Genomic DNA, 23,598 nt, shown 5'->3' on the forward strand with positions numbered 1-23,598 from the left:
CGGGATGCTCTGGCGCGTGACTGGGGCACCTGGATGACCCGCAACCTGCCGGAGGTGGCCTGGCTACCGGTACCCAATCTGACCGAGGGGATCGTGCGCTTTGCGGAGCAATGGCAGCTCGACGGCCTCATACTGAGCGGCGGAGAGGACCCGGGAGGTGCGCCGGTCCGCGATCGCACCGAAGCCTGCCTGCTCGATGCGGCCGAAGCACGGGGTTGGCCCGTCCTTGGCGTATGCCGCGGCGCCCAACTGCTCTGGCAACGTGGCGGCGGCCAGCTCGTTCCGGTGCCAGGGCACGTCGATTGCCGCAGCGAGGTACGCTGGACGGAGGGAGCGCGGACTGCACTCGATATGGCAGGGGTGGCCGAAGTTCGTTGCTACCATCGCTTCGGACTTGCCGGTAGCAGCGATGCGGGCGAACCGTGGGCCTACGCGAAGGATGGAACCCTGGAAGCCTTCGGTAACATGGCGCTAGGCCGGTTCGGACTTCTCTGGCATCCGGAGCGGGGCGCCGCGGGGTGCTCCGCCGGCGCTGTTCGCCGCTTCTTCGGCCTGTCCGACCGTCCGCTGATTCGCACCGACGAACCCCATTCCGATTGATCCACTCATGTCGCCAGACTTCAAGCGCTCTGCTCCGGATTCACCTTCGATCTCCCTGCCGGCCATCATCCTGGCCGCAGGGCGTGGCTCGCGCATGGGGGGGCTGACCGAAGCGCGCCCGAAGTGCCTTACGCCCTTGGCGGGCCGCCCGCTGCTCGATTGGCAGCTCGATGCGCTGGCCGCTGCGGGGGTAACGCGGATCACAGTCATCGGCGGTTACCGGGCGGATTGTCTGCGGCGTCCCGGGCTTGAAATTCGACTCAACGACCGTTGGGAAGAAACCAACATGGTTGGCAGCCTGCTCTGTGCGGACGACCTGCTCGCTGCCGAGCCATGCCTGGTCGCATACTCCGATATCGTCTATCGGGCCGCCCATGTACGCGAGCTCGCCGCAGCGCCGGGCGAGCTTGCGATTACCTACGATGCTGAATGGAAGGAGCTATGGGAGCTGAGGTTCGCATCTCCGCTGGACGATGCGGAAACGTTCGAGACGAGGTCCGGGCGCCTGGTCGAAATTGGCGGGCGTGCTCATTCCATGGCGGAGATCAAGGGACAGTACATGGGCCTGCTGCGTTTCACGCCGACAGCCTGGGCGTGTGTGCGCGCGCTCGTCGATCGGCTCACCCCGATCGAGCGGGATCGCATCGACATGACGACCTTGCTGCGTCGCCTGTTGTCGCTTGGCGAACCGATCGATTGCGTGCCGGTTTCCGGCGGTTGGTGCGAAGTGGACTCGCCGTCGGATCTGGCCGCCTATGAAGCCCGGCTTGCGTCCGGCGTTCCATGGCTGCACGATTGGCGGCAGAAATGATTGATCACGACCGGACGGAGAGAACCGTGGGGCTGGAGAACGTGCGTTATGTCGAACTGCCGATCATTCACGACCGGCGGGGCAATCTGACCTTCATCGAGGGCAACAAGCATGTGCCGTTCGATATCCGGCGGGTCTATTACCTCTATGATGTGCCGGGCGGCGCGCATCGCGGCGGTCATGCGCACCGGCAACTCGAGCAGTTGATCGTCGCCATGTCGGGCAGCTTCGACGTGGTGCTCGACGACGGGCAGCGCAGTCGGCGCTTCCACATGAACCGGTCCTTCTACGGTCTTTACGTGCCGCGGATGATCTGGCGCGAGATCGACAACTTCTCGTCGGGTTCGGTGTGCATGGTGCTGGCCTCGGAGCACTACGACGAGGCCGACTACTACCGCGATTATCAGGAGTTCCGCGTCGGGCTCGGCCTCCCCGCCGTACCGGAGGACGAAGCCTAGGCGCCCGGAGCCTCCGCGCGCTCCACCCGGTTCTTCCCGCTCTGCTTGGCCCGGTACATCGCCGCATCGGCGCGCGCGACGACCGTGTCCAGCGATTCTCCCGGCACCCAGCCGGTTACCCCGGCGCTGAAGGTGATGAACACCTTCTGGTTGTCGGCCAGGAAGAAGGTGGTGGTCAGGGCGCGCTGCAGCCGGGTCAGCGCGGAGGCCGCTTCGGCCAGTTCCGTATCGGGGTAGAGCAGGATGAATTCCTCGCCGCCGTAGCGCGCCACGCTGTCCTGCGGGCGCAGGTTCTCGCGGACCACGCGGGCGAGGTGCACCAGTGCGTCGTCGCCGCTGCGATGGCCGTAGGTGTCGTTGAGCTTCTTGAAGTTGTCCAGGTCGAGCAGGGCCACGCACAGGGCGCTGTGTCGGCGGGCGGCACGGCCGGCCTCCTTGTCGAACATCTCTTCCAGGCCGCGGCGGTTCAGCGCGCCGGTCAGCGGGTCGTGGCTGACCAGCCGGCTGGCTTCGTCGAGTTCGGCCTGCAGCGCGGCGATGCGCGCTTCGGCCTGTTGCACGCGCTGCTGTGCGGCGAGCAGGTCGTCGCGCGAGCTGGCCGCGCGCTGCTGGATGTTGCGGGTTTCGCGCATCACCTCGTCCAGCACGTGGCCGATCTGGGTGATGTCGCGCGCGGCGGCGATCTTCTGGGCACACTGGCCGATGGTGTCGTGGTAGCTGCCGGTGCTCTCGGCGAACAGCGCGAGCTGGTCGACGAAGCCGGCGATCATCGTCTTGATGGCCTGCTGCGCTTCGGACAGGTTGTGCTTGAGCTGGCTCTGCTTGTAGATCACTTCCTTTAGCCGGCGCTCGGCGTCGTCGATGGCGCGCACGTTGGCGGGTTTGTCGACCACCTGGCGCAGCAGTTCGACCTGCCCGTGCAACCACTGGTCGTCCAGCACCAGCTCGTCGATGTTGGCGAGCAGCAGGCGCAGCAGGTTGAGCAGTCCGCTGCGCACCTCGGCGGCATCGCCCGCGGCCATCTCCAGCTTGAGCGCGAAGCGGCGCAGCAGTTCACCGAACTGGCGCAGCTGGTCGATGCTGGCGGCGGCGTCGATGCGGGCGGACAGGGCGGCCGCCTCCCGCAGCAGTTCCGGCTGTTCGGCGAGCGAGGCGGGCACGACTTCCTTGAGCGTGCGGGAGAGCAGGCCGCGCAGGGTATCGACCAGTTCGCCGGCTTCGCCGGCGGCCAGCATGCGCGGGGCCGATGCCGCGGCCGGTGTGCTGTCGGCTGCGGCGGTCGTGGCGAGCGCGTCGCCGCCTGCGTCAGGTGGCGGGCTCTCGGAAGGAATCTGGCTCCACGAGCGGACCAGGCCCTGCAGGCGGGCGTAGAGGGTATTGGGGTCGGCGGCGGTGAGCACGCGCTCCAGCGATTCGCGCTTGCGGGCGGTGGTCCAGCCCGCGTGGCGCGCTTCCCACTGGCGCAGCAACTGGGTGATCAGTTCGTTCCAGGCCGGCTGGGCCTCCTGCGCCAGGCCCGCGAGGTACTGCGCCAGCGCCTCGCGCGCCGCGCCGTCGTCCTGCGCCGCCACGGCCTGGTCGAAGGCGCGTGCAAGCCGTTGCCGCTCTGCGCTGTCGCGCGGCAGCTGGCGCGCCAACATGCGCAGGAATTTCTCCGGCAGCGGCTCGTCTTCGGCGGCGTTGCCGGCGATCTCGTTGTACAGCGTGCGGTAGTGGTCGGGCGTGGGCGGCACGCGGCGCATGGCCAGTTGGCGCAATGCTTCGCGGGCGATCTCGGATGGGTTGCCGGGAGAATTCATGTGTTGCGAAGCAGGTTCAGCCGGCAGTCAGCACGCGGTTCTTGCCCGCCCGCTTGGCGGCGTACATCGCGCGGTCGGCGCGCTCGATGGCGATGTGGGCGGGTTCCTCGGGGTCGAGCAGCGAGACGCCGGCGCTGAAGGTGATCAGCAGGCGGTTGTTGTCCGCCATGAAGATGCGCCGGGTCAGCTCGCGCTGCAGGCGGGTGAGGATGGCCGAGGCCTCCTCGATGTCGGCTTCCGGCAGCAGGATGAGGAACTCCTCGCCGCCGTAGCGGCACACCGAATCCTGCGGGCGCAGCGATTCGCGCACCACGGTGGACAGATGCTTCAGCGCCTCGTCGCCGGTCTTGTGGCCGTAGGTGTCGTTGAGCTGCTTGAAGTTGTCCACGTCGAGCAGGCCCACGCACAGCAGGGTGCCGCGCCGCCGCGCCATGGCGATCTCGCGCTCCAGCGCCTCGTCCAGGCCCTTGCGGTTGAGCGTGCCGGTGAGCGGGTCGTGGCGCACCAGCTCGCTTGCTTCGTCCAGTTCGCGCTGCAGGCGCAGGATGTGCTGGTTGGCGCTGTCCACTTCGGCGCGCAGCGCGGCGATCTCCTCGGTGGAGCGCTCGGCGGCGGTCTGGGCGTTGCGGGTCTCGGTGAGGATCTCGCCGATCACGTCGGACAGCTCGCCGATGTCGGTGGCTGCGGAGATGCGTTCGGCGCCGCCTTCGAGCACCTTGGCGTAGTCACCGGTGACGTTGCCGAAGCTCGCCAGGCGGTCGACGAAGCCGGCCAGCATGGACTTGAGGCGCTCCTGCGCGTCGGAGAGCTGGCGCTTCAGGTGGCTCTGCTTGTCGATCACGTCGAGCAGGCGGCGCTGCACCTCGTCGAGCACGCGGATGTCGAGCGGGCCGGCAAAGGCCTCCGACAGCACGCTCAGCTGGCCGTGCAGCCAGCGGTCGTCGAGCACCAGTTCGCTGATGTTCTGCAGGATCAGGCGCAGCAGGGCGAGCAGCGATTCGCGCACTGCGTGCTGGTCTTCGCCCGCCCACTCCAGCTTGCGGATGAAGGCGTCCAAGCGCTGGGCGATGACCTCGAGTTCGTCGGCCGTCGCCGATTCCACCGCCAGGGCCAGCGCACGCGCTTCGGCAGACAGTTCCGGCACGTCGGTCAGCAGGGCGCTGACCGCCGGATGCAGCAGGCGGGACATCAGTTGCTCGCTCTCGGCGCGTTCGGCCGCGGCCAGCGCGAGGATGGCGCGGCGCATCATCGGCCAGCTGCCGCTGTTGGTGGCGTGTTCGAACTGCTGGGCGAGCTTGAGCGCTTCCGGGGTGTTGCGCGGCAGGGCCTTGGCGATGGCGCGCAAGGCGGTGCTCGGGAAGTGGTCTTCTTCCTTGCTGCCGGCGATCTGGTGGTAGGTGCTGCGGTAGTGGTCGGGGGTGGGCGCCAGGCGCTGCGCGGCCAGGCGGCGCAGGGTTTCCCGGGCGATCTCGGAAGGCGAGGTGAATTCCGGCATGTTCCTCGACGACTACATGGCTACGAATGTGATGACTTTACCACCGCGAATGTCGTGTGGGTGGGCTTATGGGCGTTCATTCCACCAGTCCGTGGCGTATGCCGTAGTGCGTAAGCTCCGCGTTGTTGCGCATGTTCATCTTCTCCAGCAGACGGGCGCGGTACACGCTGACCGTCTTGACGCTGATGTTGAGCGCCTCAGCGATCTGCGCCGGCGTGCGGCCGCCGGCGATCAGCCGCAGGGTCTGGAACTCGCGGTCGGAGAGCTTCTCGTGCAGCGGGCGGTCGCCGTCTTCCATGACTGCGTTGGCCAGCGCCTCGGCCACCGCCTGGCTGACGTACTTCTTGCCGCTGGCCACCTGGCGGATGGCGGTCACCAGCTGTTCGGGCGCGCTCTGCTTGGACAGGTAGCCCGCGGCGCCGGCACGCAGCGCGCGCACCGCGTACTGGTCCTCGGGGTAGATGCTGAGGATCAGCACCGGCAGGCGGGGCAGTTCCTTGCGGATCATCTTCAGCGCGTCGATGCCGTTGCGGTCGGGCATGGACACGTCCATCAGCACCACGTCCCAGGGTTGGTCGCGCACCATCTGCAGGGCCTGCACGCCGTTCTCGGCCTCGCCGGCCACCTCCATGTCGTCGGTCTCCGACAGGATCTGCCGCAGGCCCTGGCGCACGATGGCGTGGTCGTCGGCGATCAATACGCGCAGTCTCGAACCGGCCTGCATCAGCGTCGTTCTCCATAAGGTGAGGCATCGGCCGCCGTGCCGTCGGCGGGTAGGGGGACGGCGATCAGCAGGCGGGTGCCGCTGGGTTCGTGGGCGTGCAGCTCAAGGCGCCCGCCCAGGCCTTCGAGCCGTTCGCGCATGCCGCGCAGGCCGAAGGAGCGCGGCTTGTCCACATCCGCCGGCGTCATGCCCTGGCCGTTGTCGGCCACCTCCAGCAGGACCTCGTCGCCCTCCTGGGTAAGGCGCACGTCCACCCGGCTGGCGCGCGCGTGCTTGCACACGTTGGTGAGCGCTTCCTGGAAGATGCGGAACAGGGCCACGGCGGTGTGCTGCGGCAGCTGGATGTCGTGGTCGGCGCAGGCGATGCGGCAGGGCATGCCGGTACGCTGGGTGAAGTCCTCGGCCTGGCATTCGATGGCGGCGCCGAGGCCGAAGTCCTTGAGGATGCCGGGGCGCAGTTCGCGGGTCACCCGGCTGACGGTGGCGATGGCGTCGTCGAGCAGCTTCTCGATGCCGCGCACGCGCTTGCGCAGCGGCTCGGCGTCGGCGTCGAGCTTGGCGGCCAGCAGCGCGGTCTCGATCTTGATCGCCACCAGATGGCCGCCGAGCACGTCGTGGATGTCGCGCGCGATGCGCTCGCGCTCTTCCTCGCGCGCCGCTTCCAGATGATTGGACAGGGCGGCCAGTTGCGCGCGCACACTGGGGTTGCGGTCATCGCCGGGCAGCGTTCGGGGGTTCATGCTGGGGGCGCCGTGGCAGGCATTGGGACGACGCGCATGATAGCAGGCGCTGAGCGGCGACGGCCCGCCCGCCGCCGCTCAGCGGGTGAGCTGGAACTCCGCCACCAGCGCCTTGAGCTGCGCGGTCATGGCCTGCAGCGCCTCGGTCTGCGCGGAGGCATCGCGGGCGGTGCGGCTGTTCTGTTCGCTCAGCGCGGCGATGCGTTCGACGTTGCCGGCCACCTCGTTGCTGGCCTGGGCCTGCTGGCTGGCCGCCGCGGCGATCTGCTCGGCACGTTCGGCCACATCCTCGCTGGCCGCGGTGATGCCGTCCAGACCGCCGACGCTGTCGCGCATCATCGCCACGCCGTTCTCCACTTCGCCCACCGCAGCCCCCATGACGCTGACCGCGCGCTGCGTGATGGCCTGGATCTCCTCGACCATGCCGGTGATGTCGCCGGTGCTGTTGCTGGTGCGTTCGGCCAGCTTGCGCACCTCGTCGGCCACCACCGCGAAGCCGCGGCCCTGCTCGCCCGCGCGCGCCGCCTCGATGGCGGCGTTGAGCGCCAGCAGGTTGGTCTGGTCGGCAATCTCGCGGATGCTGCGGGTGATGTCGCCGATGCGCCCGATGGCTGCGTCCAGCTCGTTGATGGTTGCGCTCGAGCGCTGCACCGTGTCGATGACGCCGGCGGTGGCCTGGATGCTGCGCTCGATGCCGCGGTTGCTGGTGGACACGCGCTCGCGCGCGCCCGCGGCCGAGCGGGCGGTGTCGGCGGCGTGATCGGCCACCTCGCGCACCGACTGGCTGAACTGCTCGGTGGCGGCGGCTACCGCCTGCAGGTTCTCCAGCTGGGAGGAAGACTGTTCCGCCACGTCGCGCACGTCGCCGCGCAGGGCGCCGGTGTTGCGTTCGATCTGGCGCGCCGCGGCGTTGATGCGGTCCATCATCTCCTTGATGCGCGTCTGGGTCACCGCCAGGCGGGCGAGCATGCCGCCGATCTCGTCGCGGCCGTCCAGCGGGATGGCGTCGGTCATGATGCCTTCGGCCATGCGGTCGAAGTAGCGGTTGGCGCGGTCCAGGCCGGCGGTCAACCGGCGCAGCACCAGCGCGGCGGGCAGCGCGGCCAGCAGCAGTCCGCCGGCGACGCCGCCCAGCACCGCGCCGGTGCCGGTGTCGCCCAGGTAGGCGGCGGCCAGGGCGCACAGCGCCGCGGGCAGGCCGAGGCCGGCCGTAAGCGCGGGCCAGCTGCGCAGGCTGCGGCGGCGGCCGGGCAGGGAGCCGCCTGCGCGCAGGCGGGCATAGAGCGCTTCGGCGGCGGCGATCGCCGCGCGCTCCGGCTTGGTGCGTACCGACATGTAGCCGGTGGTGCGCCCTTCATGGGTGATCGGCACCACGGTGGCGTCCACCCAGTAGTAGTCGCCGCTCTTGCAGCGGTTCTTCACCAGGCCGCGCCAGGGGCGGCCGGACTTGACCGTGCGCCACAGATCCTCGAAGGCCTGCGGCGGCATGTCCGGGTGGCGGACGATGTTGTGGCTGGCGCCGATCAGTTCCTCGCGCGGGAACCCGGCGATCTGCACGAAGGCGTCGTTGGCCTCGGTGATGAGGCCCTTCAGGTCGGTGCGCGACACTAGGTAGGTGTCGGGCGGGAACGGCACCTCGTTGGCGGTGACCGGCTGGTTGTTCTTCATCTGGCGTCCTCGCTGTGGGCCTGCTGACAAAGCGGCCCCTGGCAACAAGCAATATCCATGCGCATCGTTACGGGCGTGTGAGCGTCGAGAGGGCCTGCTCCTGCAGGCAGCCCTCGTACGCGAGCCGTATGCGCGAAGCGTATGAGCTTGGACTAAGCGGACGTGTTCGGGGTGAAAGAAAACTGCCGACTGAGAGATATTTCATACCGCCAGCCGGAAGGCGTGGCCAGCGGCTGGGCGGCAAGCGCACCGGCAAGGTCTGCCGGGCTGCCGTCGGCCGCGCGCAGCCAGCACAGGCTCACCCATTGTCCCGCGCCCTGCGGATCGGCACGGCCGAAGCCCAGCCAGGTGCAGGCGGTGGTCGGGCCGTGCTGCTGGTCGACGACCGCCAGGTCCACCGCGCAGGTGTCGTCGCCGAGGAAGATCAGCCCGGCGTCCTGCAGCGCGTCGGTGAAGCGGGCGGTTTCCTCGGGTGACAGGAAACCGACACGGTACAGGTCCTGGTCGTCGCACAAGGTACGGTTGGGCACCAGTTCCAGGAAGCGCGCCTCGCCGCCGGGCAGCCTGGCGGCGACCGCATCCTTGCGGACGATCACGGAGATGGCTTCGGCGAGGACGGCCATGGCGGAACGGTCGGTGGAGGGGGTGGCGACGATTATCGCATGTCGTAGCGGCTGCGCAGCTCGGCGGCGGCACGGGTCGAGGCCACCACCACCAGCTTCATCGTGGCGCGGGTGGCGCCGACAAAGAGCTTGCGCAGGGTGGCGTCGTCCAGGCGGTCGAAGTCCACCTCGGCGAGGATCACCGCGGCGGCGGCCTGGCCCTTGAAGCGATAGACCGATTCGAGCAGCACGTCGCCCTCGGTGAACACCGGGTGGCCGAGCAGGTCGTAGCGCCCGGTGAAGTGGCGCAGGCTGTGCGGGCCGATTTCGCTGTGGCCGAACAGGCGCGACTGCTCGCGCCCGCGGAAGGACACGATGGCCAGATCCTCCTTGCGGAAGCCGGCCGCGTAGCAGCGGCGGATGGCTTCCTTGACCCCGGCGAGCAGGCCGGGGGCGTCGGCGTAGTCGATCAGCTCCACCTCGGCGGCGTCCAGCGGCGAGGCGGCCTCGATACGCTGCTCCTCGGGCAGCAGGGCCTGCAGCATGCGCACCACCGCGCGCGGGCTGCGGAAGTTGCTGGTGGCGCGCAGGCCTACCCAGCCGGCCAGTGGCACCGGGTCGCGCGCGTAGAGGTTCTGCAGCGGGTCTTCCAGCCAGATCAGCCGGGCGCCGGGACGGGCATGGGCGAGCACCAGGTCGCGCCAGGCCTCGGGGAAGTCCTGGCCTTCGTCCACGATCACGCTGTCGAAGCGGTAGTCCTCGGGCACCGGCAGCTCGGCCGCTTCCAGGATCATGCGGTCGAAGGCGCCCGCGGCGGAGAAATCCGGGCTGCGCCCGGCCGCGCGCAGGCGCTGGTGGCAGAGCTGGTGGAAGGAGCAGGCGAGCCCGCCGGCCGGGGCGATGGCCGAGAAATGGTCGGCCAGCGGACGGTTGAAGCACACGTACAGCGGGCGGCGGCCGGCCTCGACAGCGGCGCGGTATTCGGCCAGCGCGAGCTGGGTCTTGCCCGAGCCGGCGGTGCCGGTGACCCGCAGGCGGAAGGGCTCGAACTCCAGCTGGCGCGCCCACTGGGCGAGCCCGCCGGCCACCCGGGTGACCATGTCGCGCGCACGCCCGACCAGCGCGCTGACGTCGGCCTCGAGCTGGATCACGTCGCGCAGGAAGCGGTGCACCTCGGGTGCGGCCGGGGCCGGCTCGCCTTCCGGCAGGATGTCCTGGATGGTCTGCGCGAGCGCCTCGCGCCGCGCGCTGTCGACGATGCGCTCGGGGGTGAGCCCCGCGGTGTGCGGCTGGCGCACCTTGTAGTCGGGAGCGTAGAGGAGGAAATCGACCGCTATGGCCGTGCAGCCGGGGCGGGCGGCGAGCTTGCCGCGCAGGGCCTCGGCGCTGCGCGCGAGCTGGGCCGGAATGCTGTGCACCCGGCCCGGGTAGCGCTTGACGATGCCTTCCGGCGTCTCGTCGAGGAAGCCGCACTTCTGCTCGATCAGCAGCAGATCGCCGGCGGCGTTGACTACGACGAAGTCCACTTCGCCGTGCACCGCGTAGCCGCGTTCCAGGTTGGTCCAGTGCACCGCGTGATACACGGTGTAGGCGGCCGGCAGCGCCGCGGCCAGCAGGTTCAGGGTGTCGATTTCGCGCTGGGCGGCGCCGGTGACGGCCAGCTCGCGCCAGCCGTCGGGGATGATGCGGGCCACGGTCTCGGGTCCTTCCGGGAAACGATGCGCCGGATGTTACCCGAAGGCCGTGGGCTTCAGTTCGGGCGCGGGCGGCGCTCGTCCTTGTGGCGGAAACAGATGCGCGCCTTGGACAGGTCGTAGGGCGACATCTCCAGGGTGACGCGGTCGCCGGCGAGGATGCGGATGCGGAACTTGCGCATCTTGCCCGAGGCGTAGGCCGCCACGTCCATGCCGTTCTCCAGCTTCACCATGAAACGTGCGTCGCGCAGCACTTCTTCCACCACGCCTTCGAACTGAATGAGGTCTTCCTTGGCCATGCATACTCCTTCTTGCGCGCCCGGCGGTGCCGCAGCCGGGCGGTATTGCAGGCCACAGATCGCGGCGAGTGCGCCGGCCATGGATGAAATCGTCCGCGCGCGGTGCTTGCCGGGCGCGGAACAAAGACCTGTGAGCCTGATTGACGGGACCCTTGCGAGTCCCGGACGGGTGCATCGTGCGCGGTGGGCGGCAGGACGCGGCCCTGGGCGTGCGATGCGCGGTTTCGTGCTGTCGGCCCGTATGCCCGGACCGAAGATAACGTCACCGGCAGTGGCCGGTGAGTGGGCAGCCAGGAGGTGGAGCAGGGCTCCGGAAGGCGGCTGCCGGATGGCAAGCGCGCATTATACGCTTGTTGCGCTGCAACGTAAAATCGTGCCGGTCGCGTGGGCCGAAGATCAGGCGGTCGGAATGGTTTACTCGGCCGCCAAGCCTGCGTTCCGCCTCCCCAGCCCGCGCCGCCACAGCGGCAGCATGGCCAGCGCGATGAGGATCTCCAGCGCGCCGACGATGAGGAACACCGGCAGATAGGGGTCGATGCCGGCGGCACGGAAGCTGCCGACCAGAGTGCCGCCGAGCAGCGGCCCGAGCGCGAAGCCCAGCGAACCGGCGACGTTGAAGCCGGCCAGCGTGCTGGCGCGCTGCGCCGAACCGGCCAGTTCCGCGGTGAGTACCAGCGACGGCGCGTACATCAGCGCGGCGACCACGCCGCCGGCGGCCATCAGTGCGGCGACCGCGCCGGCCGGGGCGAATCCGAGTGCGATCAGGAACACGCCATAGAGCACGCTGCCGGCGATCATCATGCCCAGGCGGTCCCAGTGGTGGCACAGCCGTCCGGCCGGGTAGGTGAGCAGCGAGAAGGGAATCAGGAAGGCGGCCATCACCAGGCCGATCTGGCGTGCATCGAAGCCGAGCACCGCGCCCAGGTAGAGCGAGAAGGTGGATACGATGAAGCCCACCGTGAGGCGGTCGACGAAGGCGAAGACATAGGGCACCGCCAGCATGCGGTTGGCGGCCAACTCGCGCAGCAGGCGGGCCGGCGAGGGGCGTTCGGTTTCGCGCGGCGCATCGCGCAGCGCAAAGGGTACGGCCACCGCCAGCGCCAGCATCAGCCAGCCGCCCAGCCACGGCACCTGGGTGGCCGAGGCGGCGCCGATCCAGCCGCCCAGCGGTGCGCCGCTGGCCACGCCCAGGCTGACCGCAGCGCCCACCGCGCCCATGGCCGCGCCCATGCCGCGGCTGCGGCCGTGGTCGGCGCCCAGGGTCATCAGCAGGGACAGCGCGGTCATGTGCGCGCAGCCCTCCACGAAGCGCAGCGCCAGCACCGCGGGATAGGACCAGTCGCCGGCGATCAGCAGCAGGGCCAGGCCATTCACCACCAGCGCGGCGGCGATCAGCGGCACCCTGCGCCCCAGGCTGTCCGAAGCCAGGCCGGCCAGCGGCGCGGCGATCAGCGCGCCGATCATGTTGACCGACATGAACAGGTGACGGGCGAGGTCGCCGGTTTCCGGATGCCGTCCTTCGGTCAGGCCGTGAAGTACCGGTACCATACCGGTGACCGGCAGCATGAGCAGATAGATGACACAGACCAGACGCAGGACGGGCATGGACGGAGTACCGGTTGCTGGGGCGGAATCGACCTGTCGTGGAGCTTGCCCGAAGCGGCGGCGGGCAACAACCGTCCGGATCAAGGCGGCGGCCGTTTCCGGGAGCGGCGCGTGAGCGAGCTGCCCGCCGAGGTGCGCGAGGCCGAGGCGGTGACGCCGGCACCGCGGCGCCCCGCGCGTTGGCGGCGCTGGGCGGTGGATCTGCTGCTGATCGTCGCGGTGGTGCTCGGTGTGGGCATGTGGCAGACCCGCCATGTGCCGGCGGGGCCCGCGCCCGAATTCGTGGGCGTGCTGAGCAGCGGCGAAGCGGTCACGCTGGCCGACTGGCGGGCCGCGCATCCGCAGCGCGCGGTGCTGGTCTACTTCTGGGCCGACTGGTGCCCGGTGTGCCGCACGACCCAGGGGACGGTCGAGTCCTTGCGTGGCGACTGGCCGGTGCTGACCGTGGCCATGCAATCGGGCGGCGCGGCGCAGGTGAGCGCCGCCCTGCGCGGGCGCAGCCTGAACTGGCCCGCGGTGGTCGATGGCGACGGGCGCATCGCCGCGCAATACGGCCTGCACGGTGTACCGGCCTTCGTGGTGATCGACCGCGACGGCGACATCCGTTTCGCCGAGATGGGCTACACCACCGCGGCCGGTCTGCGCCTGCGCATGTGGTGGGCGCAGACCTTTCCGGGCCGCTGATCGGCGCCGGGTGGGGTAGAATGCCCGCGCATCGCCCCCTTCCAGCATTCCGCCCCGCACGATGAACACCGAATCGACCCCCGCGCCGCAGGCCGCCGAGCCCCAGCAGACCGCCATCGAACCGCGCGAACTGCTGAAGAAGCTGCAGGCGGTATCGCCGACCTTCAAGGACTGCCGGCCGCTGGCGATCCGCATCGACGCGGCGATCCACGAACGTTTCCCGGAGTTCAGCCGCAAGGCGCTGCGCAGCGCGCTGCGCCTGCACACCGCGTCCACCCGCTACCTGAAGGCGGTGGAGAAGGGCGACACCCGGTTCGACCTGGACGGCAAGCCTGCCGGCGAGGTGACCGAGGAGCAGCGCACCCACGCGGCCACGCTGCTCAAGGAGCGCTTCGCCAAGGCGGCGAAGGAGCAGCGCGCGAAGCGCGAGGCGGACGAGGCCGAGCGCCGCCGCCAGGAGAAGCTGGCCCAGCTGGTCGGCAAGTTCTCGCGCTGAAGCGCGGGCGCGTCGCGGCCGTGCGGCAGATGAGGCTCTCCCGCCTGTTTCAGCCGCGCAACCCCCTGTTCTGGCTGATGATTGCCTTCAACCTGCTGTCTTCGGTGCTGGCCTGGGTGTTGCGCACCTGGCCGCTGACCACCGCAGCCAGCCTGGTGGTCGGCCTCTTCGCGCTGGCCAACGCCCTGGCGGGCATCGTCCTCGCCTTGCGCCTGATGCGCATGCCCGACGGAGAGTCCTAGTAGCGTAGTGCAGGCGACACGGGCATCGGCCGGCAGCGGCTGCCCGCTTCAGGACGACCCGTAGGAGCGGCCTTGGCCGCGATGCTGCGTCCTTACCCCATCGCCCGTATCGCGGCCCAAGCCGCGCCTATGCCGGATGCCGCGGGCGTTCGGCGCCGGGCTGGTTTCCACCCTGCCAGATTTCCAGCCAGTGCTCCGCCGGCTGCGGGCGGCCGAAGAGATAACCCTGCAGCTTGTCGCAGCCGTGCGCGGCGAGGAAATCGCGTTGGGCGGCGGTTTCCACCCCTTCGGCGACCACTTCCAGCCCCAGGCTGTGGGCGAGCGTGAGGGTGGCCGCGCTGATCGCCGCGTCGTTGGGGTCGGTCTCGATGTCGCGCACGAACTCGCGGTCGAGCTTGAGTATCTGGATGGGCAGGCGCTTGAGGTAGGCCAGCGAGGAGTAGCCGGTGCCGAAATCGTCGATCGCCAGGGTCACGCCGAGCCTGCGCAGGGCCTGGAGCTTCTCGATGGCTGCGGCCGGGTCGTCCATGGCCACCGATTCGGTGATCTCCAGTTCCAGCTCGCCGTCCGCCAGGCCGTGGCGGCGCATCACCGCCTCGACGCGTTCGACCAGCGCCGGGCTGCGCAGCTGGTGGGCGGAGAGGTTCACCGCCACCCGGCGCGGGCCGATGCCGGCAGCCTTCCACTGCGCGAAGCTGCGGCAGGCTTCGTCCAGCACCCAGGCGCCTATGGTCTCGATCAGGCCGGTTTCCTCGGCGATCGGGATGAAGCGCGCCGGCGATATCTGCCCGCGCTGCGGGTGGTGCCAGCGCAGCAGGGCTTCGACTGCGCAGGGGCGGGCGTCCGGCGGCGCGCCGGTGGCGACCTGGGGCTGGTAGTGGAGTTCGAACTGCTCCTGCTCGGTGGCCAGGCGGAGTTCGCGCTCCAGCGACATGCGTTCGCCGGCCGCGGCGTTGAGCGCCGCGGTGAAGTACTGCATGTTGTTCCGCCCCTGCTCCTTGGCGTGGTACATGGCGGTGTCGGCGTTCTTCATCAGCGTGGAGGCGTCCCGCCCGTCGCCCGGATACACGCTGATGCCGATGCTCGGGCTGGTGTGCAGGCGGTCGCCTTCGATGTCGTAGGGCTGGCTGAGGGCGTGCAGGATCTTGGCGCCCGCCGATGAGGCGTCCTCCGGGTTGTCCAGGCCGGTGAGCACCACCACGAACTCGTCGCCGCCCAGGCGGGCGACGATGTCGCTCTCGCGCACGCAGTGCTGCAGGCGCTGAGCCACCTCGACCAGCAGCAGGTCGCCGATGTGGTGGCCGAGCGTGTCGTTGATGACCTTGAAGCGGTCGAGGTCGATGAACATCACCGCCAGCTCGTTGCCCTCGCGCCGTGCGGAAGACAGCGCCTGGGAGAGGCGGATCTCCAGGTTGTAGCGGTTGAACAGGCCGGTGAGGCTGTCGTGGTGGGCCAGGTGCTCGATGCGCGCCTCGGCGGCCTTGCGCTCGCTGATGTCGGTGAAGCTGGCGATGTAGTGGGTGATGGCGCCGCCGGCGTCGCGGATGGCGGAGATCGCCGCCCACTTGGGGTAGACGCTGCCGTTGCGGTTGCGGTCCCACAGCTCGCCCTGCCAGTAGCCGCCGTCGTTCAGCGCCGACCACATGCTCTGATAGGTCTCGCGCGGGGTGCGGCCCGAGGACAGCATGTTGGGGTTGGCGCCGCCGATCTCCTCCAGACTGTAGCCGGTCTGGCGGGTGAAGGCGGGGTTGACGGCGATGATGCGGTTGTCGTGGTCGGTGACCATGATCGCCTCGCCACTGTGCTCGAAGATGTTGGCGTAGAGCTGCAGGGCTTCTTCGGCGCGGCGCAGTTCGGTGATGTCCTGCACCGTGCCGCGCGACACCAGGGGCGTGCCGTCTTCGGCGAACAGGCTCTCGCCGTGTTCGTGCACATGCTTGATGCGCCCGTCCGGGAAGCGCAGACGGTGGGAGATCTCGTAGGGCTGGCGGGTTTCCAGCGATTCGCGGTAGGCGCGGTCGACGCTCGCGCGGTCCTCGGGATGGATGGCCGCCAGGAAGGCCTCGTAGCTCGCCGGGAAACGGGTCGGGTCGAGCTCGAAGATGCGGAAGACCTCGTCCGACCACTCCAGCCTGCCGCTGCGCAGGTCCAGCGTCCAGTTGCCCAGGCGGGCGATGCGCTGCGCCTCGCGCAGGTCGGCCAGCGAACGGCCGAGGGCGTCCTCGGCCTGCTTGCGCGCGGTGATGTCCTTGAACACCGAGAGGATCTCGCCGCCCGGCAGGCGGATCACGTCGTTCTCCACCCACAGGTCCACCCGCTCGTCGCGGTAGGCGGTCAGGTTGACCGTCTCGCTGCCCCCGCCGCGGTGCACCCGGCGGAAGGCGGCGAAGATGCCGGCGGCTTCTAGCCCGGGAAAGGCCTCGCGGGACGACCGGCCGAGCACCTCGTCGCGCGACATGCCGGAGATGCGCTCACCCGCGGGGTTGAGGTCGAGCACCACGAACTCCTCGCCATCGCCCACCGGGCGGTAAAGCGCCACCCCGTCGGTCATGCTGCCGAACATCGCGCGGTAGCGCGCTTCCTGCGCGGCGATGATGCTCTCGCTGCGCAGGAAGCGCCGGCCCAGGCCGAGCGCGGCCAGCGCCGAGAGCAGTACGAAGGCGGCGAAGGCGAGCACGGTGTTGCGCTGGCGGCGCTGGAAGGGTTCGAGCGCCTCGGCTGCGTCGATCTTCACCACCATGCCCCAGTCCAGCGCGGGCAGGTACTGCCAGCTTGCCGCTACCTCGGTGCCGGCGTAGTCGCGCGCGATGCCGAAACCTTGCTCCCCGGCCAGGGCATGATGCATCGGGACCGCCACGTCGGTGGACGAGACGGTGACACTGAAGGGTTCTCCTGCCTGCTTGGCGAGCGGCATGCTGAAGCGCACCGCCTCGCCGTCGCGCAGCGCCAGCACGGTTTCCCCGGTGCTGCCCAGCCCGGTGCGGTCGGCGACGACCGGGGCGATGGTGGCCAGGTTGATCTGCAGGGCAAGCGCACCGATCAGCCGGTCGCCGTCGATCACCGGCGCGACCGCGAAGGCGGCGATCTCGCCGCGGGAGGGCTGGTAGGGGGCGAAGTGGGTAAGGTCCACATGCAGGAAGGTCATCGCCTGGCGGAAGCCGGCGGCCAGCGGGGTGTCGCGATAGGGGCCGTCGAGCAGGTTGGTGCCGAGGTCCGCCTCCTGCCGCAGCGAGAAGATGACATTGCCCTCCCGGTCGATCAGCAGCAGGTCGTGGTATTCGCTGCGCTCGCCCAGTGCGTCGAGCTGTGCGCGGTGTTCGCCGGCGATCCCGCGTACCGCGTCCAGTCCGCCGCGTTCATATGCTTCGGACAGCGCTTGCAGCGCTTTTCGCACCGGTTGCTGCAGCGAGCTGACCCGCGCATCGGCCAGACGTTCGTCGATGAAACCGTCGATCTGGCCGGCCTTCTTGTCGGCGATCAGCGAGACGTTCTGCAGCACCGAGGCGGTGAGCGCCTGCTCGAAGGTGTGCAGGTAGTACCAGGCCAGCCCGGCAAGCGGCAGCAGGGCGACGACCAGGAAGCCGAGCGCGAGACGGACGGCCAGGCTGAGCTGCTTCACTGGCGGGCGCTCCGTTCGTCTGCAGGATGGCTGGCGGCCATCCCCGCCACCAGCCTCAGCCAGTAGGCCCGGCTGTGATAGGGCGGGAACGGTGCCGGCCGGATGGCGGTTTCCGATATCTCGGTGGCGTCGAACTGGCCGTCCGGCCGCGCGTGGCCGACGAACACCCGCCGCCAGGCGTGTCGGGTCGTGCTGTCCACCGCGACGATGCCCGCCGGGCCGGAGAGGCTGGTGTGCGCCACGCTGCGGCTCACCTGGCCGGGATCGATCGTGCCGGCCCGGCGCGCGGCGGCGGCCCACAGCATGAGTCCGGTATGGCTGGAGACCACCGGGTCGCTGCTCACCCGGTCCGCACCGAAACGCTGGCGCAGGCGGGCCACGAAGCGGGCGTTGGCCTCGCCGGGAAGACTCTGGAAATAGCCCCACACCGCGTGATGTGCCGGGTGGTGGGCCGCCTCGCCGATCATGCGCAACTCGGGTTCGGCGACGCTGAACGACACCACCGGCAGCTCGCCCAGGCCGGCTCGTGCGAGCGCATTGAAGAAGTGACGGTTGCCGACGCCGTTGATGGTGTTGAGCACCACGTCGGGACGGGCCTCGCGGATATCCCCGACCAGAGCGTCGAAATCGGTGGCGGCGAGTGGCAGGTAGCGTTCGGCGACCACTTCCCCGTCGCCCGCGCGGGCCAGGTCGCGGATCAGGCGGTTGGCGGTGCGTGGGAAGACATAGTCGGAACCGGCCAGGTAGATCCGGCGGCCAAAGCGCTCCATGGCCCAGCGTGCCCCCGGGATGATCTGCTGGTTGGGCGCCGCCCCCAGGTAGACGATGTGTTCGGACTGCTCCATGCCCTCGTACTGCAGGGGGTAGAAGAGCAGCGAGCGGTGGCGCTCGACCACCGGCAGCACCGCCTTGCGGCAGACCGAAGTCCAGCAGCCGAACAGGGCTTGCACGCCCTCCTGGCGGATCAGGCGTTCGGCCTCCTGCGCGGCGTGCGTGGCATCGGAGCGGCTGTCGACCACGACCAGCTCGAGCGGCCGCCCGAGGACGCCGCCCGCGGCGTTGAGCTCCTCCGCCGCCAGCTGCAGGGCCTCGACCAGGCGGCTCTCGCTGTCGGCCATGACCCCGCTGAGCGCATGCACCACGCCCAGGCGCACCGGCTCGGGTGCGGGCTGGCGCAGGCCGAGCCAGATGACTGTGGCGGCCAGCGCGGCGAGCAGCGGCAGGAGTACTCGATAAGGCAGGGACGTCATGGCGGCCGGGGGGATGGAACCCCCGAACTATGCCAGTTCGCGCCGCTGCCGTGGTGCGGCAAACCGGGCGTTTGCGGGAATAATCCGCGTTCAGGTCATGGTTATCGATCTGCCGGCAGGTGCCGGCCGGATCAGGCGCTGGCCGGGCGGCTGCTCGGCTGCGGCGGGCGCGGGCTGCGGGTGTAGCGCGCCATCGCCAGGTCGTCGGCGCGGATCGCCGGATTGCGGCCGGTGACCAGGTCCGCCACCAGGCGCCCGGAGCCGCAGGCCATGGTCCAGCCCAGGGTGCCGTGGCCGGTGTTGAGATACAGGCAGGGGATGGGCGTGGCGCCGACGATCGGCGTGCTGTCCGGGGTCATCGGGCGCAGGCCGGTCCAGAATTCCGCCTTCGGCAGGTCGCCGCCGCCGGGGAAGAGGTCGTGCGCCACCATCTCCAGCGTGGCGCGGCGGCGCGGGTTGAGCGACAGGTCGAAGCCGGCCAGTTCCGCCATGCCGCCCACGCGGATGCGGTCGTCGAAGCGGGTCACCGCCACCTTGTAGGTTTCGTCCAGCACGGTGGACACCGGCGCCGCCTCGGCGTCGACCAGCGGCACGGTGAGCGAGTAGCCCTTGACCGGATACACCGGAATGTCCAGCCCGAGCTGCTGCAGGAAGGGGCGCGAGTAGCTGCCGAAGGCGAGCACGTAGCGGTCGGCGGTGAGGCGCTCGCCGCCCACGCGCAGCGCGGCGATGCGTCCGCCGTCGAGCTCGAAGCCGTCCACCGCCTGGCCGTAGCGGAACTGCACGCCCAGGCCTTCGGCCATTTCGGCCAGCCGGCGGGTGAACAGCGCGCAGTCGCCGGTCTCGTCGTTGGGCAGGCGCAGGCCGCCGGCGAGCCGGTCGCGCACCCGGGCGAGCGCCGGCTCGGCGCCGGCCAGGCCGTCGCGGTCGAGCAGTTCGAAAGGCACGCCGCATTCCTCCAGCACCGCGATGTCGCGCGCGGCGGCCTCCACCTGGGCCTGGGTGCGGAACAGCTGCAGCGTGCCGCGGGTGCGTTCTTCGTACTGGATGCCGGTCTCGGCGCGCAGCTCGCGCAGGCAGTCGCGGCTGTACTCGGACAGCCGCATCATGCGTTCCTTGTTCACCGCGTAGGCGGCCGGCGTGCAGTTGCGCAGCATGGCGGCCATCCAGCGCAGCTGGAACAGGCTGCCGTCGGCGCGCAGGGCGAGCGGGGCGTGGCGCTGGAACAGCCACTTGATCGCCTTCAGCGGAATGCCGGGCGCGGCCCACGGGGTGGAGTAGCCGGGCGACACCTGGCCGGCGTTGGCGTAGCTGGTTTCCAGCCCCGCGCCGGGCTGGCGGTCCAGCACGGTGACTTTTGCGCCCGCGCGGGCGAGGTAGTAGGCGGTGGTGGTACCGATGACGCCGCTGCCGAGAACGATGACGTGCATGTCTGCCTCCGTGGGGCTATGCTTGCCTTGAATGTGCGAAGTCTAGAAGGCAGTTCGCAGCGAAATTCACTTATATCGATCTATCTGATAGTGAATACTTCCATTGCGAGCCTCGTTCTCCCCGGATGGAAGTGAAATGCGCGAACTCGACCGGACCGACCGGAAAATCCTCGACATCCTGCAGAAAAATGCCCGCATCGCGATGACCGAACTGGCCGAGAAAGTGGGCCTGTCGGCCACGCCGTGCACCGAGCGGGTGCGCCGCCTGGAGCGCGAGGGCGTGATCACCGGCTACCACGCCCACGTCAATCCGCACGCGCTCGGCCGCGGCCTGCTGGTATTCGTGGAGATCAAGCTGTCGGCCAAGTCCGGCGAGGTCTTCGAGCGGGTGAAGAACGAGATGCGCTACGTGCCCGAGGTCATGGAATGCCACCTGGTGTCGGGGGATTTCGACTACCTGGTGAAGGCGCGCATCGCCGAGATGGGCGAATACCGCCGCCTGCTCGGCAACATCCTGCTCAAGCTGCCGGCCGCGGCCGAGTCGCGCAGCTACGTGGTCATGGAGGAGATCAAGGAGACGCTGTACCTGCCGGCCGAGGGCTGAAGGAGGGCGCTGTAGGAGCGACCTTGGTCGCGATGCGGCGCTCGTTTCCCCGCAGGCCGCATCGCGGGCAAGCCCGCTCCTACCCGTACACGGCCCACATCACCGGCAGGCGATTGCGCACTTCTTGTAGGAGCGGCCTTGGCCGCAATCGCGGGCTTGGCCTACAGCACCAGCAGGCGGTCGCGCAGTTCGCGGGCGCGGGTGAAGGCCGCGCGGGCCTCGTCGCAACGCAGGCGCACCGGCTGCACCACGTGGCGGCGGCGGTCGCGGCCGATGGCCTCCATGAAGCGGATGCCGACTGCGTCGCTGCCGGCGGCCATGCCGTCGGTGGCCATTGCGCCGCGGCGGTCGACCAGCAGGTCCACCGGGTCGAGGTGCAGGGCCTGCTCGGGCTGCATCAGGAAGTCGGCCAGCGCGCGCAGCAGTTGGGCGGGCAACAGGGCGTCGGCCTTGCGGCGCAGGCAGTCGTCGAGTTCGGCGATGCGCCGGGTCAGGCACTCCGCATCGGGGCGGCCGCGGCGTCCGTACATGCGCGCCTTCTCCATCTCGCGCTCGAGCGTGAGTTGCTTGCGCTCTTCGCGCGCCGCGGCGACGTGGTCGGCAAAGGTCTGCAGCAGGCTGTCGAAGGCCGCTGCGCGTTGCACCGCCTGAGCGGTGGATGCATCCACCGCTGGCAAAACCATGGTGTGTTCGGAAAAGTACAGCAGGCACTGCGGCACGTCGGTGGCGATCATACTGCCCTGGCTGGCGACCCCCAGCACCTGCTTGCCATGCCGGCGCGCGGCCAGCAGCGCGTGGAAGTGTTCGTGTTGCCAGGCGGCCGGTTCGTCGACGAACTCGCGCAGCGCGGCACTGCGTCCGATGGTCGCGGCGATGTCGTCGGCCGAGGCGAACAGGGCGTGCACCAGCGGATCGGCGGAGAAAGCCTGCCGGTCTACATCAATCGCCTGGGGGAGCGTCTCGACCAGACCGCTGCAGTAGGCCTGCGCATGGGCCACCGGCCCCGCCAGGCGGCGTTCGAAGTCGTTCTCCGCGGTAAGCCCGCCACCCACCAGTTCGCCCACCCGCGCCAGCCCGGCGCGCACGGTGGCGTCCGGCTCCGGGGCGGGCGCCAGCCAGGAGGTGAGTGTTGCAAGCAGGTTCATCGCGCGGTACTTGGTGCGGGGCAGCAAAGCCCCGACTTTAGTCCCTGTGCGGCGCAATGCAAGTACCGCTCACTACAATCGAGAGCATGAAGGTCTTCGACATCCTGGCCGAGCAGCGCATCCTCGATGCGCAGCGCCGCGGCGAGTTCGATGGGCTGCCCGGAGCGGGGCGGCCGCTCGATCTCGCCGACGATCTCCTGGTACCGCCCGAACTGCGGATGATGAACCACATCCTCAGGAACGCCGGCGCGGCGCCGGCGGAGATCGGTATGCGCCGCGAGATCGCCGCATTGCGCGCGGAGATCGCCGCAACGCCCTCCGGGACGGTGCGCGACGAACTGCGCCGGCGTCTTGCCTGGCTGATCGTGCAGCTGGGCGAGCGCAGTCGCGACGCCTGAGAATGTGTGAATAAATCTACTGCGCGGGCCGCTGGCGGCGTTGCGCGGTGCTCGCTCCCTCGCCTATCCATCTGATATGTCTCGGTCGCTGTGCGCCGCGCGCCTTGCCACCGACCCGCTCGCTACGATTTCTTCACACATTCTGAGTCGTTCAGCCGCCGCGCAGCTGCAGGATGCTGCTCTTGCGCGTCTCGTCGGCGGGGAAGACCCGGCCGCTCAGCAAGGTCTCGAAGATGTGCTCGAAGACCACGCCGGGCCGGCCCTTCTTCGTGCCGGAGCGGAAGTAGCTGTGCCCCTTGGGCGGATCGTAGGCGGTGTTCACCTCGTCGCAGTCGATCGCGTAGACGTTCTTCGGCGTGAGGTCCATGTCCTCCGGGCCGGTGTGGCCCAGTCGTCGCGAGGCCACCGCGTTGCGCACGTTGGCCACCTTGCTCGCGCGCAGCGCCAGGTCGTCCGAGGCGTAATAGACCACCACGTTGCGCGAGGTGTGGCTGATCAACTCGCCCGCGTGGCCGCGGTGCAGGGCTTCGTTGACGATGTCGGCGGCGACCAGGAAGGTGTTGCGGAACAGCAGGGGCAGGCCCTGCGGCAGGTCGTAGCGGTGCCAGTTGGCCAGCGTCTGGCGCAGCACGCGGTTGCCCATCGAGTGCGCCAGCACGTTGATGCGCTTCAGGCAGGGGTCGTCTTCCGGGTTGTACTCGGGCGAGGCGCGCCACTCCATGAACTTCTGGAACATGCGCGCCAGCGCGAAGGCGCTCTGGTCGGCCGCCTTCTGGTCGTCCCAGTAGTCCTTGACCACGCCCAGGTCGTTGTCGCACGGCCAGATCACCGGCACCACCAGCACTTCGCCCTGCTTTTTCCGGTCGCACAGCCCCTGGAATTCCCCGGCCGCGGCGAACACGTCCTCGGGCAGGTTGGAGAAACCATGGATGTAGAGCAGCACCTGGCGGTGCTTCGCGGCCTTGAGCCCGGAGAGCAGGGCCTTGCTGCCGATCTCCTCGTAGCGCCCCTTCTTCTTGCGCCGGCAACAGAAGAAGGCGCGGTTCGAGGCGTTGTTGCCGAGGTCGAACTCGAAGTCGCGGTTCAGCTCCGGCTCGGTGTTGCGGGTGGGCATGCGGCAGGTGATGAACAGCATGGCGCGTCCTCCGGTTATGCACTGATACTAGATTCCGCCTGCGCCGATGCAAGCCAGCTGCGCGGTTACAATGCCGGCATTCCCGCCGTGTTCGCCCGCC

The 23,598-nt window shown here is 69.5% G+C and carries 22 protein-coding genes; 8 read left to right on the plus strand and 14 right to left on the minus strand.

Annotated features, from left to right (window positions below; all coding sequences use genetic code 11):
• Nucleotides 1-33: 33 nt before the first annotated feature.
• Genes IAI53_RS02605 through IAI53_RS02615 form a run of 3 tightly spaced genes read left to right on the plus strand, consistent with a single transcriptional unit; the run spans nt 34 to nt 1,869 of the window.
• Complete coding sequence (locus tag IAI53_RS02605) at nt 34-600, plus strand: gamma-glutamyl-gamma-aminobutyrate hydrolase family protein (RefSeq protein WP_222948139.1); 567 nt, start codon at nt 34-36, stop codon at nt 598-600.
• Between the two features lie 7 nt (nt 601-607).
• Nucleotides 608-1,411: a phosphocholine cytidylyltransferase family protein gene (locus tag IAI53_RS02610; protein ID WP_222948140.1), complete on the plus strand. Its 804-nt coding sequence runs from the start codon at nt 608-610 to the stop codon at nt 1,409-1,411.
• The gene (locus tag IAI53_RS02615) at nt 1,408-1,869 is read left to right on the plus strand and encodes a sugar 3,4-ketoisomerase (protein WP_222948141.1); all 462 of its coding nucleotides are present in this window, start codon (nt 1,408-1,410) and stop codon (nt 1,867-1,869) included. Before IAI53_RS02610 ends, IAI53_RS02615 begins: the two co-directional genes overlap by 4 nt.
• Here the strand turns inward: IAI53_RS02615 and IAI53_RS02620 are convergent.
• The 9 genes from IAI53_RS02620 to IAI53_RS02660 all read right to left on the minus strand — a co-directional run bounded on the left by IAI53_RS02620 (nt 1,866) and on the right by IAI53_RS02660 (nt 12,495).
• Nucleotides 1,866-3,668, minus strand: a complete 1,803-nt coding sequence (locus tag IAI53_RS02620; RefSeq protein WP_187716595.1) for a GGDEF domain-containing protein — start codon at nt 3,666-3,668, stop codon at nt 1,866-1,868. The genes IAI53_RS02615 and IAI53_RS02620 overlap by 4 nt on opposite strands.
• A 16-nt stretch (nt 3,669-3,684) precedes the next feature.
• Nucleotides 3,685-5,163: a GGDEF domain-containing protein gene (locus IAI53_RS02625; RefSeq protein ID WP_187716596.1), complete on the minus strand. Its 1,479-nt coding sequence runs from the start codon at nt 5,161-5,163 to the stop codon at nt 3,685-3,687.
• 76 nt (nt 5,164-5,239) lie between these two features.
• Nucleotides 5,240-5,887: a response regulator gene (locus IAI53_RS02630; RefSeq protein ID WP_187716597.1), complete on the minus strand. Its 648-nt coding sequence runs from the start codon at nt 5,885-5,887 to the stop codon at nt 5,240-5,242.
• The gene (locus tag IAI53_RS02635; protein ID WP_187716598.1) at nt 5,887-6,627 is read right to left on the minus strand and encodes a sensor histidine kinase; all 741 of its coding nucleotides are present in this window, start codon (nt 6,625-6,627) and stop codon (nt 5,887-5,889) included. The genes IAI53_RS02630 and IAI53_RS02635 overlap by 1 nt, the downstream gene beginning before the upstream one ends.
• A gap of 78 nt (nt 6,628-6,705) precedes the next feature.
• The gene (locus IAI53_RS02640) at nt 6,706-8,295 is read right to left on the minus strand and encodes a methyl-accepting chemotaxis protein (protein ID WP_187716599.1); all 1,590 of its coding nucleotides are present in this window, start codon (nt 8,293-8,295) and stop codon (nt 6,706-6,708) included.
• Nucleotides 8,296-8,447: 152 nt separating this feature from the next.
• Nucleotides 8,448-8,918, minus strand: a complete 471-nt coding sequence (locus tag IAI53_RS02645) for a hypothetical protein (protein ID WP_187716600.1) — start codon at nt 8,916-8,918, stop codon at nt 8,448-8,450.
• Nucleotides 8,919-8,950: 32 nt separating this feature from the next.
• Nucleotides 8,951-10,591, minus strand: a complete 1,641-nt coding sequence (locus IAI53_RS02650) for an ATP-binding domain-containing protein (RefSeq protein ID WP_187716601.1) — start codon at nt 10,589-10,591, stop codon at nt 8,951-8,953.
• Nucleotides 10,592-10,647: 56 nt separating this feature from the next.
• Entirely contained in the window at nt 10,648-10,890 is a 243-nt protein-coding gene (gene infA, locus IAI53_RS02655; RefSeq protein ID WP_187716602.1) for a translation initiation factor IF-1, read from the minus strand.
• Between the two features lie 414 nt (nt 10,891-11,304).
• Entirely contained in the window at nt 11,305-12,495 is a 1,191-nt protein-coding gene (locus tag IAI53_RS02660) for an MFS transporter (RefSeq protein WP_187716603.1), read from the minus strand.
• 111 nt (nt 12,496-12,606) lie between these two features.
• On the opposite strand from IAI53_RS02660, the gene IAI53_RS02665 reads away from it, so the two are divergent.
• The 3 genes from IAI53_RS02665 to IAI53_RS02675 all read left to right on the plus strand — a co-directional run bounded on the left by IAI53_RS02665 (nt 12,607) and on the right by IAI53_RS02675 (nt 13,917).
• Nucleotides 12,607-13,179 (plus strand): redoxin domain-containing protein, encoded by a 573-nt coding sequence (locus tag IAI53_RS02665; protein ID WP_349771880.1) that lies wholly within the window; start codon nt 12,607-12,609, stop codon nt 13,177-13,179.
• A 61-nt stretch (nt 13,180-13,240) separates the two neighbouring features.
• Nucleotides 13,241-13,675 carry a ProQ/FINO family protein gene (locus IAI53_RS02670; RefSeq protein ID WP_187716604.1) on the plus strand — a complete coding sequence of 145 codons (435 nt, stop codon included), beginning with the start codon at nt 13,241-13,243 and terminating at the stop codon, nt 13,673-13,675.
• Between the two features lie 29 nt (nt 13,676-13,704).
• Nucleotides 13,705-13,917 (plus strand): hypothetical protein, encoded by a 213-nt coding sequence (locus tag IAI53_RS02675; RefSeq protein ID WP_187716605.1) that lies wholly within the window; start codon nt 13,705-13,707, stop codon nt 13,915-13,917.
• 127 nt (nt 13,918-14,044) lie between these two features.
• Here IAI53_RS02675 and IAI53_RS02680 read toward each other — a convergent pair whose 3' ends face one another.
• The 3 genes from IAI53_RS02680 to IAI53_RS02690 form a co-directional block, all read right to left on the minus strand.
• Entirely contained in the window at nt 14,045-17,536 is a 3,492-nt protein-coding gene (locus IAI53_RS02680; RefSeq protein ID WP_222948142.1) for a bifunctional diguanylate cyclase/phosphodiesterase, read from the minus strand.
• Nucleotides 17,533-18,786 (minus strand): urea ABC transporter substrate-binding protein, encoded by a 1,254-nt coding sequence (locus tag IAI53_RS02685; protein ID WP_187716606.1) that lies wholly within the window; start codon nt 18,784-18,786, stop codon nt 17,533-17,535. Before IAI53_RS02685 ends, IAI53_RS02680 begins: the two co-directional genes overlap by 4 nt.
• A 131-nt stretch (nt 18,787-18,917) precedes the next feature.
• Nucleotides 18,918-20,216 (minus strand): D-amino acid dehydrogenase, encoded by a 1,299-nt coding sequence (locus tag IAI53_RS02690; RefSeq protein WP_187716607.1) that lies wholly within the window; start codon nt 20,214-20,216, stop codon nt 18,918-18,920.
• Between the two features lie 136 nt (nt 20,217-20,352).
• Here IAI53_RS02690 and IAI53_RS02695 point away from each other — a divergent pair, with 136 nt between their 5' ends.
• A complete protein-coding gene (locus IAI53_RS02695; protein ID WP_187716608.1) occupies nt 20,353-20,820 on the plus strand; it encodes an Lrp/AsnC ligand binding domain-containing protein in 468 nt (155 codons plus the stop codon).
• Between the two features lie 161 nt (nt 20,821-20,981).
• On the opposite strand, the gene IAI53_RS02700 is transcribed toward IAI53_RS02695, so the two are convergent.
• Entirely contained in the window at nt 20,982-21,965 is a 984-nt protein-coding gene (locus IAI53_RS02700; protein ID WP_187716609.1) for a hypothetical protein, read from the minus strand.
• An 86-nt stretch (nt 21,966-22,051) separates the two neighbouring features.
• Between IAI53_RS02700 and IAI53_RS02705 the strand changes: the two genes are divergently transcribed.
• Nucleotides 22,052-22,363, plus strand: coding sequence for a DnaJ family domain-containing protein (locus tag IAI53_RS02705; protein WP_187716610.1), 312 nt, complete (start codon nt 22,052-22,054; stop codon nt 22,361-22,363).
• A gap of 151 nt (nt 22,364-22,514) precedes the next feature.
• Here the strand turns inward: IAI53_RS02705 and IAI53_RS02710 are convergent, their stop codons facing one another.
• A complete protein-coding gene (locus tag IAI53_RS02710; RefSeq protein WP_187716611.1) occupies nt 22,515-23,498 on the minus strand; it encodes an alpha/beta hydrolase in 984 nt (327 codons plus the stop codon).
• Between the last annotated feature and the right edge of the window lie 100 nt (nt 23,499-23,598).

Origin of the sequence: Thauera sedimentorum (assembly GCF_014489115.1) — a bacterium.
Lineage (GTDB): Bacteria > Pseudomonadota > Gammaproteobacteria > Burkholderiales > Rhodocyclaceae > Pseudothauera > Pseudothauera sedimentorum.